The organism is Novosphingobium sp. BL-S-33 (assembly GCF_056857025.1).
Window position 1 is genome coordinate 1,709,946 of record NZ_CM166475.1, and the last position, 14,903, is coordinate 1,724,848.

Sequence of the window (14,903 nt, forward strand, 5' to 3'; positions counted from 1 at the left end):
ACTACAAACAGGAATATAGGCCATCCCATTGCCGAAATGAATGAAATTGCCTATCCTGCCCGCAAAAGTGCTTCAATGGAGTGCCGCGTGGCCGAATCGAATGCCGTCATTTCCCAGATTGGCGATCTTGCCGAGGCGGGAGAGAAGATGATCGAGCGCTTGCGGCGCAAGGCGTTTCTGCCGGAAAGCCGCAAGGGACTCAATGTCCGCACCGGAATCGCCGAAGCGGCGCAGCTGCTTGGCTGCTCCACCAACCGTATCCGCATGGCAGAGGACGACGGCCGCCTGCCCCCTCCCCCCGCCGGGGAAAACGGGCGCCGGCTCGGCTACTCGATCGAGGACATGCTGCACATGCGCGAAGTGCTCGGCGCCTCGCCGGCCCGCGCGCCGCTTGACGTTCCGGCGATGATCGCCGTGCAGAATTTCAAGGGCGGCGTCGGCAAATCCACCGTCACCACCCATCTTGCGCACTATTTCGCGGTGCACGGCTACAAGGTGCTGGTGGTCGACTGCGACAGCCAGGCAACCACGACCACGCTGTTCGGCTTCAACCCGCACTTCAACATCACGCGGGAAGAGACGCTCTACCCCTATCTCTCGATCGACCCGACCCAGGCCGACTTGCTCTATGCGGTCAAGCGCACGCCCTGGCCCAATGTCGACCTGATCCCCTCGAACCTTGAACTGTTCGACGTCGAGTACGAACTCGCCGCTGCCGGTTCCGACGGGCAATCGGTACTGGCCGCGCGCTTCCGCAAGCTGAAGCAAGGACTTACGGATCTTTCGCGCCATTACGACGTGGTGATTCTCGATCCGCCGCCGGCGCTCGGCACGATCAGCCTTGCCGTGATGCAGGCGGCCAATGCCCTGCTGGTGCCGCTTGCCGCCACCACGCCGGACTTCTGCTCGACCGTGCAGTTCCTTTCGATGATGGACCAGGTGCTCGACCAGCTGACCGGTGTCGGCATCGAGGTCGACTATTCGTTCGTTCGCCTGATCTGCTCGAAGTTCGACGGCAACGATCCCAGCCACGAGATGGTCCGCACGATCATGGAGCAGACTTTCGGCCCTGCCCTGCTCCCGGTCCCGATCCTCGAAAGCGCCGAGATCAGCCATGCCGCCATGCGCATGATGACCGTCTACGAACTGGAAAAGCCGATCGGCACCGCGCGTACGCACAAGCGCTCGCGCGCCAATCTCGACGAGGCGCTGGGCCAGATCGAACAGCTCGTTCGCGCCGGCTGGGGCCGCAGCCAGAAAGTGGACGAGGAGCTGCTGGTCAATGGCTGACCATGCCCTTCCGGACCGCGACGGCATCGCTCTTTCGGGAACGCCGTCGAGGTTCGGCGTTTTCCATTTGTTCTTTTTAAATTCCGATACCCCTGCCCTCTCAGAGCGTCCTTCGAGGTAAGCCCATGGCCCGCAAGCAATCCGACTATCTCGCCGCGCTGCTCTCCGACGAAGAGATCGAACCGACCGCGTCGGCAGCCGAAGCCACGGATATCGCGGCCATTCCGGTGGTCCCGCGGGCCGAACGCGCGCGTGGCACCACGCTGCTCGGCCGTGAAAGCGCGCTTGCCCGCGTAGCCAGCGGCGAAGTCCGGCAGGTCACGCAGCTTCTGCTCGATCCTGCCAGGGTCCGCCCCTGGCCGGGCAATGCACGCAGCTATACCCACCTCACCGAGGAATCGTGCCGCGAGCTGATCGATTCGATGATCGCCGAAGGCGGTCAGAAAGTCCCGGCCGTGGTCCGCCGCATCGATGGCGACCCGGACCACGATTTCGAAGTCATCGCCGGTACCCGCCGCCACTGGTCGGTGGCCTGGCTGCGTGCGCATTCCTATCCGGAGATGCATTTCGTTGCGCAAGTCGTCCAGCTCGACGACGAGGCCGCTTTCCGGCTTGCCGATCTTGAGAACCGCGCCCGCAAGGACGTTTCGGATCTCGAACGCGCTCGCAATTATGCCGAGGCACTCAAACAGCACTACGGCAACCACATGACGCGCATGGCCGAGCGGCTCAAGCTCTCCAAGGGCTGGCTGTCAAAGATGCTCAAGGTCGCGGCCATTCCGGACGCCATCCTCGATGCTTTCGCCTCCCCTGCCGATGTTCAGCTCAAGCCTGCCTATCCGTTGGCGCAGGCACTGGACGACAGCGCCAAGTCTCCCGCGATCCGCAAGGAGGCCCAGCGGCTTGCCCGTGAACAGACAAGCCGCCGCAATGGCGGGCGCCCTTCGGTTCCTGCCGCCGACGTCATCAAAACGCTGCTGGCCGCGCCGGAAGCCGATCGTGTTCGTCCGGAACCGAAGTCGGTCTTTTCGCGGCACGGTCGCCACATGGCCTCGGTGCAATCGAGCAACCGCCAGGGCGTAACGCTGCGCCTTCATGCCGGTTCGGGCGCGACGCGCGATGAAGTGCTCGATGCCGTGCGCGAATTACTCGACTTGCTCGATGGCGAAGGCAAAGGCCTGCGTCCCTGACCTGACCGGCAGGAAGAAGCTGCATGGCCATCGGCTGCGCAGCGATCTGAAACGTTTACGGGTGGGTGATCACACAAGGCGGGGGCGAAAGCTCCCGCCTTTTTTCGTTTCCCCTGCCCTGCTCCTTGTTTCCCCGGGGAAACACTACCGGCGTAAGTGCCACCGCCGTGAACGAGCGGCACCGCTGCAGCTGTGCTCTGCCACCCCTCCCCCTTCTCTCCTATCCTGCAAGCAGTCGGATGCCCACTGTTCTCCAGTGAGCCCTGCCGCGCCCGTTCAGCATGCCAGCATGCTCAACGAGCCCCTGTTTCCCCGGGGAAACACAACCGGCAGCCCGCACCCGTCACCCCCGCGTTAGCGTCTTCGGTCGTGACCGGCCTACGGATCCGGTCCATTCACATCCACCTTGCCCTTCCGAGTTCTTCACAGGCACGCGCGGCGCCGATTTGCCCTTGCTTTGCGTGCCCGTCATGATGGCGAGAATCACCGAAATTCGCCGCGACGCTGTTTCCCTGGGGAAACAGACCACCGGCGAAGCTTCAAGAATGCAAAGCCACGTCCACTTGCCAGTCGGAATCCGAACATGAGCCGCCAAAAGCCGGAGACGGCCTCAGAACAATTCGACATGTTCCTGCCCTATGTCGCAGACATGCCGCTGCGCGATCAGCGCGAGATGATGGAACGCCCCTTCTTCAGCTTGGCCAAATCGAAGCGCGTCAAGCCGATCGACTATACCAGCCCGGATGGAAAGCTCTGGGTCCATGTCAGCGCGAACCCGGACTACGGAATGGCGACGATCTGGGATGCAGACATCCTGATCTACTGCGCCAGCATGCTTGCCGACATGTCGCGGCGCGGCGCCAACGATGTCCCGCGCAAACTCCATCTCATGCCCTACGACCTGCTCCGCGCAATTGGCCGCCCCACCACCGGGCGGGCCTACGAACTGCTGGGTCAGGCGCTCGATCGGCTCGTCTCGACAACCATCAAGACCAACATCCGCGCCGAGAACCGCCGCGAGGCAACATTCTCCTGGCTCGATGGCTGGACCCAGCTGGTCGACGAGCGGACCGAACGCTCACGCGGGATGACGATCGAGCTGTCCAACTGGTTCTGGGAAGGCGTGATGATGAAGGGCGGCGTGCTCTCGATCGACCGCGCCTATTTCGACATCACCGGCGGCCGCGAACGCTGGCTCTACCGCGTCGCGCGCAAGCACGCCGGCGGGGCAGGGGAGGCCGGTTTCGCGATCTCGATGCCCGTATTGTTCGAAAAGTCGGGTGCCGAGGGGCAATATCGCCGCTTCAAGTTCGAGATGCTCAAGCTCGCCGAGAAGGACGAACTGCCGGGCTATGCCCTTGCGGTCGAGACCGCGAAGGACGGCGAGCCCATGCTGCGGATGCGCCGGGTGGACGGGAAGGGCGGCGCCGGAATGGTGCTGCCCGAGGCCGCGGCGGAAGAAGGGTCTGCCGATCCCACGGTCAAGGTCGCCGCGGCCAAGCGGGTTTCCCCGGGGAAACGGGCCGCCTCGCCAAGCGGCACTGATGACAGCCAGCGCGCACAGCCATCATCCGCTGAGGCCGTTCCCGGCGGGAACGCGCCCGAAGACGTGGTGGATGCCCGCAAACTCATCCGCACCACCATCGTCGGTCTGTCCGATGCCGCAACGCGCGGGTTCATGACCGACGAGACCATCACGCTTCTGCGCCGCGAGTGCCCGGGCTGGGATCTCCATGCACTCCACGCGGATTTCGAACGCTGGATCGGGGCCAGCCCCGAACGGACGCCTGCCGATTGGCAGCGCGCCTTCGTCGGTTGGGTCCGCCGCCATCACGAAAAGAACGGCCGCTCGCTGCGCGGATAAGCGGGCCCGGCATTCAGGTCAGGTGAGGGAAGGGGGGCCGTTCCCGAAGTGTCGCGTCAGGATTGGATCGATGTCCGCGACGCTTCACTCGAAAGGGACGGCTTCCGAGATTTGAACCTTCTCTGCGAAGCATGCGCGCAAAGTAATTCAACCTCGCACCCAAACCGGGCGCTTTTCACGGTCCATCGACACTACGGGAACAGGAAAACCCCACCCTTCGACACTCCGGGAACACCCCTTCGACACTCCGGGAACGCCTGCCTCGACACTCCAGGAACGGATGCACGTCCTTTCGGGAACAGCCCAAATTCGCGACTCATCGGAGTCCCGTGGCTTTCGGGAGCAATCTGGGCCTGTAACCTTGTAACAGAATCCCTAAATGAGATTCTAACTGCCGGAAGCTTCGGTATTTTTGGGACAGAGGGAAGGGCGCTTTACGGCGAGCGTGCGCAAAACCGCCCAAACATAGGGCTGGCCGCCCGGGTTCAATCAGACGGTGAGGCCGCTGAACTCCGGAACGTCGGGTGGTTCTGATCGCCTTGGGCCAAGCACTGCGTGTTTCAACGTAAGCTCTTCGGCCCAGCCCCTGATATCGGCTGCAAATCAAACCTCACGTTATGCTGTCAGCATCGCTCGGCCGCGCGCCGCTAGCGACACTCCCGGAACACGGCCAGGCTCTTTCGGGCGGACGAAGCGGACCAGTCGCTAAACCGGCCAAACGTGTTTGCCTTTTCCCAGCGAGACCAAGCGTACCTGTCACTGCGCCGGCTGCTTGAAAAAAGTAGGCCTCACATCCCCCGCCTGCTCATCGCACCACGTTCGCCTGCCGCCCGTTCCATTGCGAGCGTCTTGAAACTTGTGCCCTGCCGATCGTACGCGGACCATGACATGACCTCCGCGCCCACAACGCGATGAGGGAACTGGAACGCCTTCGCCCTTGCGCCATCATCGATCGCATGCCGTCATGGAAGCCTCAAAGGTCCTTTCCGATCCCCATCGCCGCTGCAGACCCACTCGGACGACCGGGAGCGCATTTTGGACTCGCAGAAAGCGCTCAAGCTCCTTTTTTTGTGCGCAGCAGTGCGAACAAAACCCGAAATGCGCCAAATTGCCCTTGGAGGCCCTTTACAGCTCCGTGGCGCTCGCGATGAACTCTGGGTCGGGGAACGCCCGTCTTTGCTCTGTACGAGGCTCTGAGGGAGCCTTTTTTTTGGGCAAAAACGCAGAGAAAATGGCATTTCGGCATCACATGAGGCCAAAATGACTCATCGCAGGGCCTCCGCCTCCGCCTGTTCACCGCGGCCGCTTGTGCCCGATGCGCTACGGGCTGACACTTCGCCTGTAGGGAGGAGCGGGCCTGGATGAAGGAGCCGCGGGCAGGAGCCACCATTCAAACCGGATGGCGACCGCACTTCTGTCCTAAGGTTTGTCGGCCGAGCCGGACGTGCGGCCGAGCAGTTCATCGATGGCGTTCATCGAGGCCTCGTACTCATCGAGCGCATCGCGCGAGAACGCAAACTCGCCAGCCCCTTCACTCTGACCGGATACGGTCTGCGCAGACGGGGCATAGCGATACATGAAGGTGCGATTATGCGAAGCCTCGGAAGCGACCAGCCCCATTTCGGCAATCGCCGTCAGAATGGTCCGCACGCCAAGCCGGGATGCGCCGACAAGCTGTTCAATCTGCGCACTGCGCAGCGGGCCGAACCCGGCGAGGAATTCCAGGACCGGCGTACTGCGTCCGCTGGAACGTCTGCCGCCGGATTGCTCGCGGATCAGATCAACCTGCTCGGCCGCTTCGCCCAGCATACGGTCGAGCTGCCACAAGGCATCCCGGAGAGCGGCCGGCGCGTCGTCACAGTGGGAAGGGGTGAGGGGATCCGACACGTCCTCATAGGGGAAGCCGCAAGGCGCAGAGAGCCGGACCAGCGACGGAAGCGGGAAGGCCAATGGCAGCCCCTGAGGTGATGAGAGGAACTCGCCGGCAAGGATGTCGAGTGCCCAGCGCGAATTCTCCGGCACGCGGACTTCGTGGGCAAAGCTTCGCTCCGGGCCGTGGATCATTTTCAGACCCGCCTCTTGCAGCCCAAAGCACACATTCGTCCGGACAGCCTTGAAAAGCGCCGAGACTGCCCTGAACGGGAGTTCGTCTTCGAGTGGATCCATGCCGGCGAGCAGACGGCGTGCTTCCGCTACAAGGGCGTTCAGATCTTCGTGCATCGCTTCGTGGCCGCTGCGGATGAAGTCGGCGGGCGCCATGAACGCGCGCGTCAAATTTTGCGCCGCCTCAGCGAGATGTAGCCACGAACTGTGGGAAAATTCCGTCAATATGGCTTGGCAGATGGCCCTGGCAGGGCGTAAATTGTGTCCTGGATCATCGCTCAGCGTCTTCAAACCCGCGAACCATTCGTGGAAGCGCTGATCGGTGAAGGAATGGCCCTCTTGCCGGAGGGCCGAGATGAGGCTTTCGCGAATGATGCGCGCTGCCAGCACTCGCAAGCATGGTTCCGGCAACAACCGGGTTGCCCCCTGGATACGACCCAGGAAAAGAGCCGAAAGAGTCAAAGCATCGCGATCTGCGGTGCTTTCGGGGATTTTATCCAAACAAATCCCTTTTTATTCAAAAGGATGTGGTTTCTGTATAGCTATTCGAAGATAGCTATACACCTACTTATGTCAATTGCCGGGACACTATCGATAACAAAAATGAGGCTATAGCGCCGCGTCCGCTCTCAGCAAACCTTCTTCCAGCAAAAGGTCAGCGGCTAGCCGGGGCTCATCGGATCAATCGATCGCCTGCGTAAGCCGCAACCACAATTGCTGGTCGAAATCGGTATCGCGAGCGGTCGTGCCGGTTCGCACCACGATGAGCTTCTTGCTCGGCACGATATAGAGCCGCCGGTCGAAGGCGCCGAGAGCTCCAACGAGATCCGACGGCGCGGCAGGGATCAGCGGACCATCCTTGCGGCCGGCCAGCGCCTTTACCGTGAAGGGGCTGCCGTTGAGCCACCAGAGCCTGCCGTAAGCCGGATTGGTCCCGGAAGGCGTGAACATCGCCTGGAGACCGGCTTGTGAGACCACACGCTTCCCCTCCTTTGTCAGCCCGCCATTCAGGATCATCAGGCCGAAAAGCGCCGTATCGCGCGGAGATGTCACGAGGCCGGTATCGTTGCCGACGCTCGCGAGCGCTGCCGGGCGTTTCCGCCAGGTCGTATCATGCATGCCGAGCGGGCTTGTCAGCCAATCGCGGGTAATGATGTCCAGCGGCTGCTTCGCTGCGGCTGCAAGCACGCGCTTGGTGATCGCATAGACCGGGGTGTTGTAGTGGAACGTCGTACCGGCAGGCCCCGCGTAGGCGAACTGGTCATTGAGGCCCGAACTCATCGTCAGCACATCGATGACGCGGATCGCAGCTTCCTGCTCGAGCGTTGCTTTGGACCAGCCTTTGCCAATGTAATCCGAGACCGGACGGGTCACGTCCAGCAGCCCTTTGTCGGCGGCGATGGCAACAAGTACGGATACGAAGCTCTTCTGCTGCGAGGCGACGTCTTCAAGCAAGGCGCCGTGCGTGTCGTGTCCGTAGACGAAGAGCGCATATTGGGCGTCTCCCTCGGGCGCGGGCCAGTTCTTTTCGGCCAGAACCCGGCCGTCCTGGATTACCAGAAATCCGGTGCTGTTCTGGCTCTGCACATAGTCGAGAACCCGGGTCATGGCGGCGGATGGGGCTGCCGCCTCGGGTATGTCGGCGCCCTTTGCCCATGCCGGCGCGGCACCCACAGGCATCAGTGCTGCTATCGAGGATGCTGCAAGCAATACCTTGATACCTGAACGAATTCGCATTCTCGCCTCCGGCACATTTCTCTCGCGTCCGGCTTATAAGGGGCGATCCGATACATTGTCTACTGATATGGTTGACATTGAAAAGGCCCTGTAGAATGACCGGTGCCACCTCACCGGAGAGCGGAAGGGGACGAACAAGAGGATCGCACGATGCATGAGACGAGCAGGCGCAGCTTTCTGGCGGGCAGCGCGGCCCTTCCGGCAGCGGCGGCATTGCCGGGCATCCCGTCACTCGTGCCAATGACCGAGATCAGGGCGGCCACCGACACGGTCGCGGCCGATCTTGCCCGATATATCGGCTTCGGCGGCAAGCAAGCCGGCGGCCCGGGCGACATTGCCTGCGGAAACTGGCTTTCCTCCGAACTCCAGCGATTGGGGTTTGCGGTAGAGCGGCAGGACGTGTCGACGCCTTTTTTCGGCGCAGAGCGCTGTGAACTGACCTCCGGCACGGCCAAGGCGCCCGTCTGGCCGCAGCCCATCGTTACCCCGACGGGCCCGGACGGCGTTACCGGGACAGTGGTGCGGGTCGATCCCGCCGGGCGGTCCGATTTTCCGCTGGAGAGCGCCATCGCCCTCATCGATCTGCCATTCGGACGCTGGTCCACCGCGCTGGCCAAGCCGATCAGGGAGCCGGTTCTCGCCGCGTTTGCCGCCGGCGCGAAGGCGGCGATCATCGTCACCAACGGGCCGACGGGCAAAGTCATCGCGCTCAATGCCGATGGCCGCAAAGCGATGTTCCCGGGGCCCGTCGCCGTGCTCGCGCCCGAGGATGCGCAGCCGTTTCTGGCAGCGGCGGCACAGCGGGAAGCGGCGACGCTTCATCTCGTCGGCACCGGCGGTCGCCGCCCGGCGTTCAATTTCGTGGGACGGATCGATCGCGGCAAGGACCGCTGGCTCGCCGTCTCGACACCGCGATCGGGATGGTATGGATGCGCGGCAGAGCGCGGGCCGGGGATCGCGACATGGCTATGGCTCGCCCGGTGGGCGAGCAAGGCGGCGCAGGACCACAACCTCGCCTTCATCTGCAACAGCGGCCACGAGTACGAAAACCTTGGCGCTGCCGAAACGCTGAAGGCGACGGCGCCGAAACCTGCCGAAACGCATTTCTGGCTTCATCTCGGCGCCAACGTCGCGGGAAGGGACTGGCACGACGCGGCGGGGCCGATGCAGCCGCTTCCCAGCATCGATCCGCAGCGGTTCCTGTCGGTCAGCCGATCGCTGCTGCCACTGGCGCGCAGCAGTTTCGCGGGGCACGTGGGGCTGGAAACCCCGTACCCGAGCGATGTCCTGTCGGCGGGCGAGCTGAACGAAGTGATCGGCGCGGGATATCAAGCGGTCGCCGGGGTCTTCGGCATTCACCGCTTCCATCACGTGGCACAGGACGACGCGCGCTGCGTGGATGCGCATAATGTTGCGGTGACGGCAGCGGGATTCCAGCTGTTTCTGGAACGCGTGCTGCGCGGCGATCCGTCCGGCTCGGCGGCGTGAGAAGCGCGGGTCTCGTGCCCGCGCTTCCGTTCAGACTACCAGAGCGGGCGCTCCTGAAGCTGTGAGCGCCGGGTCCGCACGATCTTGTCCCGCTCCGCAGGTGTGACCTTGGGCGTGCCTGCGGGCAGGAGCTTGGCGAGATCCGTCAGCGTCACCTTGCGAACGGTCGGGACGGGCTGGCTGGAGCACTCCATCCAGCGGCCCTGCACTACGCCCGTGGCAAAGCCCGCCGTATCGAGCCAGTTGGGCACGCCGGGGTCCTTCTCGGAGACGACGATGCGGACCATGCCATCGCTGTCCTTGTGGAGCTGCGATCCGTTCAGGCTGCTCTGGTTGTTGTACCAATCGGTGGTTTCGTAGAGATCGTTGGTCAGGATTAGCGATTGGTACTGGCACTTTTCCGGCTGCGTGGTTTCGATCAGAAGCGCCTCATCGCTCTTCAGATCGTAGGCGCCTTCGAAATAGAACTGCCCGGCAAGGCCGCCCATCTGGCTCATGTCCACCGCTTTCAGCTTGTTCACAAAGCCTTCGGCACGAAGCTTCTGGGGCCGGTCGACCAGCAGCGGGGCGATGAAGCCTGCGGCCTGCGGGATGGCGCGCAGCCGTGCGGCCAGGACTTCGGCCGAGGGGCGAGGGCGCGGCGCGGGGACGTCCAGACGCTCGATCGAGAGAGTCGGTTCCTTCTCGGCGCTCCAGTCCGATGCGACCATCCGGACCAGCAGCATGTTGGTGGTGGGATCGGACTGCCACCAGTCCCCCGTGTAGCCTTCCGGACGCGTTGGGCTCAGGATCACGTCGTAGCGGCCTGCGGCATCGACCTTGAGCAGTTCGATGTCATGCACCGGCCTTGGCGCACCGAGGTTGACGGTGCCGGGCGTCTGCGGCGGTCGAGGGCCGGCCTCGGCAATGCGGGCCTGATTCATCGAGCCGCGCTGGCCGCGCAGCCGGTAGACGCCGCCCGGGGCGATCTTGGCGGAGCGGTAATTGGTGTCGGCGTTGGGCTGTCCGGTGGTCAGGTAATTGTTGAGCTGCGGCACGAAAGTCGGGCGGTCCGGATCGGAGGCCAGCGCATCTATCCCCGCCGCCGTGACGGCGGAGAGGGCAAGCCGCGCCGCCTCCTGCCGGATTTGCGGATCGGATCGCTGCTCGGCGGGCAGGCGCGCCAGTATCCGGTCGGGCAAGTCGCGCAGACCGTCGAGGAATTCATTCCATCCGGGAACGGCTTCACCGGCGGGCGAAGGTGGGGGGGGCGGCGGCGGGGCAGAGGGCTTTTCCGCCATCGACTTCGATCCGGCCGAGAGCAGGGCGCCGCCCAGGGCGATCAAGGCTACGGTTCGCATTACAGGGAGTACGCGCATGATGGATTCCCGGCAAAATCTGTTCCGGGCAGTCTATGGGGCGGGCGGGGCGACGCCAGCGGATCGGGCGTCGCGATCGGGCCTTATCTTGGCCATGGGGACATGAACCGCGCAAAACAGACCGGCCGTCCGAAATGCCGGTGAGGGCGATTTCGGACGGCCTGTCAGCGTATTACCAGGCTGGCTGTGTCGCGTAGAAGCGCTTCCAGAAGTCGATCTTCTCTGGACTGGCGACCGGGATCGGGGCGAAGTGGTCGCCCAGCTCCATCACTTGCGGGACTTGTGCGCTATAGGCAGGCCAATCGGGCAGGCCGGGGCCGTTGGGGTTGCCGGTCTTGATGATGTTCGCCCAATAGGACGACATGCGTTCCGCGATCTGGCGGTCCTCATCGGTCCACGGCAGGTTCACCGCGTCCAGACTGTTGAACGCATAGGGAATTTCCGAGCCGTGGAAGGCGCCGCGCGTATCGTGCGAGGGGCCGGGCTGGGCATGCGTCCAGAAGTAGGTGTGCAGTGGCAGCGTGTTAGCCTTACGCCACAACGTGCCCCACAGCCACGTGGAAATCCGCGAGTTGTCGCGCGCGGCAGCGTTGTTCTGGAGCGCGGCCTCCTCGTCCGTGGTGGCCGGGTAGAGGCGCAGGAACTCGCCTGCCAGCGGGCCGAATTTGCGCCGGGCGGAGGCCTCGAACAGGGCCACGGTGACATTGGTCTGCGGCATGCCGGCGCGCGGCGGAGCCTTGCTGGCGCGCAGGGCGGCGAAGGCGGTTTCCGGCACGGCGCCGGTCTCGTCCTTGTTGTTGCCCGCGACATAGGCAACCTGGTTCTGACCGCCCGACTGGTAGGTGTCCCAGTAGGACTGCGGGATGACCCAGCCATCCACCACCGGACGGAACAGAGGCGGCTTGCCGTCGCTGCCGGTTTCGACATCGGCGTCGATCGTGGAGCTGCCTTCGATCAGCTTCTGCCAGGGCAGGGCGCGCAGTTCGGCCAGCGATCTGGCACCGTGCTGGGCGGCATATTTCTCGCCCGCCTTCTCGGCCGTGGCGAGCGGGCGCCATGAGACCGAGAGATAGCGCAGTTCGGTATCGCGCGGATAGCGAGCGTGGCTTTCGGCGATGCCGGCGCGGAACAGGCCTTTCGCGAGCGGAGACATCGACAGGAAACCCACCGATCCCGCGCCCGCCGATTGGCCGCCGATGGTCACTTTGGCAGGATCGCCGCCAAACGCGGCAATGTTGCGCTGGACCCATTGCAGGGCGGCGACATCGTCGAGCAGGCCGTAATTGCCGGAAGCTGCGTGGCCGGATTCCTTGCTCAGTTCGGGCGTCGCCAAAAAGCCGAGCACGCCGACGCGGTAGTTGAACGTGACGACGACGACGCCCTTCTTCGCAAGGCCCTCGCCGTCGAATTCGGGGCTGGCCCCGGTGCCGCCGATGAAGCCGCCGCCGTAGATCCAGACGTAGACCGGGCGCTTTTCACCGCTTCCGGGCGCGGCGCCGGTCCAGACATTGAGATCAAGGCAATCCTCGCTCTGCGGCAATCCGCGCGCCATTTCGCCGCCGGGCTGGGGGCAGGCGGGGCCGAAGGTATCGGCTTTGCGCACGCCGTTCCATGCGAGCGGGGCGGCAGGCGCGCGCCAGCGCAGCGGCCCCACCGGCGGCGCCGCATAGGGGATGCCCTTGTAGACGGCGATATCGGGATCCCGGCCCGCGGCGCCGGTGAGTTGGCCGGATTCGACCTTGATCGGCGTGGTCGCGGCCAGTGTGCCTGCGCTCTGCAAGACTGGCTTCGAGGCGAAGCCGACAAGATCGCCCGAGGCAAGGACATGACCTGCCATCGCCTGCTTCAGCGCATCGAAATTACCGCCAAGATCGCCGGACAGCACGGTATCGAGCGCGAAGACCTGCACGTGATAGGCGTGGCGGGCGGCGTCATGCGTGTGCGGTCCGGCATAGGCGGCGCCCGCGCCGTGGACGTTGGGCCCGAAAGCCGCGCCGCCGGGCGCCTCGGTCATTCCGGCGGGGAGGGCGGTCGTCCCGGCGGGCAGGTTGTAGAGTACGAGGTGGATGCTGGTTCCCGCTTCCGGAGCGCCGTCCGCCGCCAGCATGCCCTGCACCACGACCACATAGGAGCGCGTGCCTGCGGGGCCCTTCGACCACGCGAGGCCGGGGAAGCGGTTGTCGCCATATTGCGTGCTGGCCAGCGGAATGTCGCCGCCCGCCGGGAAGGCCGGACTGGTGACCGTCAGGCCGTGCGCCTTGTCCTTCGCGGGCAGGGCTGCGATCAGCAATTGGCGGTCATGGCCGATGCTGGTCGGCATAGTGTTGGCGGGCAGGGCTTGGGACGAGGCCGCACCGGCCATAGCAATGAGCGCGGCCCCCGTGGCGAGACAGGCCCAGCGGCCGAGCTTCAAGCGCATCTTCAATCCTTCTCGTCGTTCACTTCGCGACCGCAAAGCGGCTCTCATTAATGTGCCGCTGCAAAGCGGCCGGGTTTGCTCAGCCAGGTGTCGATGTAGTCGTACGTCGTCTTCTGGGTGTCGCCGAATTCGCCGGGATGGCGCTCGCACGCCTTGCAGGTGTCGTACATGTGCGTCGCCCCTTCGACGAAAGCGATCGACTTGTCGCGGCTATGTGCCAGTTCGTAGATCGTTTCGCTGGCGAGGTATTCCCAGTGCCCGGTCATACCCATGACCAGCAGCGGCACGGACACGCCCTGCACGTTGCCGGGAGGGCTGGCGTACGTCGAAGTCCAGTCCACGCCGCGGACCGACGTCTCGTCATAGCCGAAGTCCGGCCCGGTGCGGATGGCGTAGGAATTGAGGTAGCTGCGCACCGAGGTCTTGAGCGCGCCCTGCATCAGCGAGGGACTCTGGTTGCGGGTGTTCTGCGGCACGCGCACGCTGGGGATGACCTGCGTGGTCACGCTGCCGTCGGCGTGGAGCAGCGGCCATGCCTTCTGCGTGTGCGACATCAGGCGGGTGTCCTGCGAGAACAATCGGTTGTTACTGCCCAGCAGGATTGCGCCCGGCACGACGAAAGGCTCGTCGTCAGAATAGCTGCCCTTGCCCGCTTCGATCGCGGCGAGGCGGGTCTCGGCCTGCCGGGTCAACGCGGTGCTGCGCGCACCCTCGGCCTTGAGGAAGGCGGCGGTAAACGCCGCGCCGTAATGCGATCCGGATGCGTTGAACCCGTTGGCCGGGTTGTACATGTCGAGCCTGGGATCGAGCGCGAGGCCGCTGGTCTCGTTCCGGACGGCGGGATCGATGCTGAACAGCGTCATCGCCGCCAGACCCCAGTTGGAATCGATCAGCATGAGGCCGTCCGCCGGGGGCAGGTTCGCCAGCGAATCCGGGCATTTCCAGATCTTTTCGGCGGATTGGCAGGCCTTTAGCCCGCCCTCTGCCACGAACTGGTATGCGCTCATCACCGTACCGCCGCCGCTATGGCCCAGCAGCACGACGTGCTTCACGCCGGGACGCTGGCGCAGCCATGCGACCCCGGCCTTGGCCTCGATCAGGACAGAATCGAGAATGCCGTCATTCGATGCGCCTGACTTGCTGGTGCTGTTGTTGGCGCAGAGCACGCGGTAGCCCCGGCGCGACAGTTCCGTGCATGCCGAAAAGCTGAGGTAATCGGCCGAGGAATGCATGACGAAAATCGCCGTCTCGGCCTTGGGGCCGGGCGATGCCGGTTCGTAGAGCACGCCGGGAACACCCTTGGCGAGGTGCACGAACGTGGTCCTGGTCGCGGCGTCTCCGGCCGCCTGCCCCGAAGGTTCCGGCGTTTCCGCGCGGGCCGGCACCTGCTGGAAACCCAGCAGAGCCAGCCCGCCAAGAAGCGCGACTTTGTGACGTCTCGCCATGAGGGCCGT

At 64.3% G+C, this 14,903-nt stretch carries 9 protein-coding genes; 4 read left to right on the top strand and 5 right to left on the bottom strand.

What is annotated here, in order from left to right:
- Nucleotides 1-147: 147 nt before the first annotated feature.
- The 3 genes from AC1VVM_RS24085 (at nucleotide 148) to AC1VVM_RS24095 (ending at nucleotide 4,344) form a co-directional block, all read left to right on the top strand.
- On the top strand, nucleotides 148-1,290 hold the full coding sequence (locus AC1VVM_RS24085) for an AAA family ATPase (RefSeq protein ID WP_243652783.1): 1,143 nt from the start codon (nucleotides 148-150) through the stop codon (nucleotides 1,288-1,290).
- A gap of 125 nt (nucleotides 1,291-1,415) precedes the next feature.
- The gene (locus AC1VVM_RS24090; RefSeq protein WP_482906207.1) at nucleotides 1,416-2,480 is read left to right on the top strand and encodes a ParB/RepB/Spo0J family partition protein; all 1,065 of its coding nucleotides are present in this window, start codon (nucleotides 1,416-1,418) and stop codon (nucleotides 2,478-2,480) included.
- Nucleotides 2,481-3,063: 583 nt separating this feature from the next.
- Entirely contained in the window at nucleotides 3,064-4,344 is a 1,281-nt protein-coding gene (locus tag AC1VVM_RS24095; RefSeq protein ID WP_482906208.1) for a replication initiator protein A, read from the top strand.
- Nucleotides 4,345-5,763: 1,419 nt separating this feature from the next.
- Here AC1VVM_RS24095 and AC1VVM_RS24100 read toward each other — a convergent pair.
- A complete protein-coding gene (locus AC1VVM_RS24100; protein WP_482956758.1) occupies nucleotides 5,764-6,948 on the bottom strand; it encodes a hypothetical protein in 1,185 nt (394 codons plus the stop codon).
- Nucleotides 6,949-7,128: 180 nt separating this feature from the next.
- A complete protein-coding gene (locus tag AC1VVM_RS24105; protein ID WP_482956759.1) occupies nucleotides 7,129-8,184 on the bottom strand; it encodes a serine hydrolase domain-containing protein in 1,056 nt (351 codons plus the stop codon).
- A gap of 150 nt (nucleotides 8,185-8,334) precedes the next feature.
- On the opposite strand from AC1VVM_RS24105, the gene AC1VVM_RS24110 reads away from it, so the two are divergent.
- Entirely contained in the window at nucleotides 8,335-9,672 is a 1,338-nt protein-coding gene (locus tag AC1VVM_RS24110; protein WP_482956760.1) for a twin-arginine translocation signal domain-containing protein, read from the top strand.
- A 35-nt stretch (nucleotides 9,673-9,707) separates the two neighbouring features.
- On the opposite strand, the gene AC1VVM_RS24115 is transcribed toward AC1VVM_RS24110, so the two are convergent.
- The 3 genes from AC1VVM_RS24115 to AC1VVM_RS24125 all read right to left on the bottom strand — a co-directional run bounded on the left by AC1VVM_RS24115 (nucleotide 9,708) and on the right by AC1VVM_RS24125 (nucleotide 14,894).
- Nucleotides 9,708-11,030 carry a DUF1214 domain-containing protein gene (locus AC1VVM_RS24115; RefSeq protein ID WP_482956761.1) on the bottom strand — a complete coding sequence of 441 codons (1,323 nt, stop codon included), beginning with the start codon at nucleotides 11,028-11,030 and terminating at the stop codon, nucleotides 9,708-9,710.
- Nucleotides 11,031-11,202: 172 nt separating this feature from the next.
- Nucleotides 11,203-13,449, bottom strand: coding sequence for a carboxylesterase family protein (locus AC1VVM_RS24120; protein WP_482956762.1), 2,247 nt, complete (start codon nucleotides 13,447-13,449; stop codon nucleotides 11,203-11,205).
- Nucleotides 13,450-13,496: 47 nt separating this feature from the next.
- Complete coding sequence (locus AC1VVM_RS24125; protein ID WP_482956763.1) at nucleotides 13,497-14,894, bottom strand: alpha/beta hydrolase family protein; 1,398 nt, start codon at nucleotides 14,892-14,894, stop codon at nucleotides 13,497-13,499.
- Between the last annotated feature and the right edge of the window lie 9 nt (nucleotides 14,895-14,903).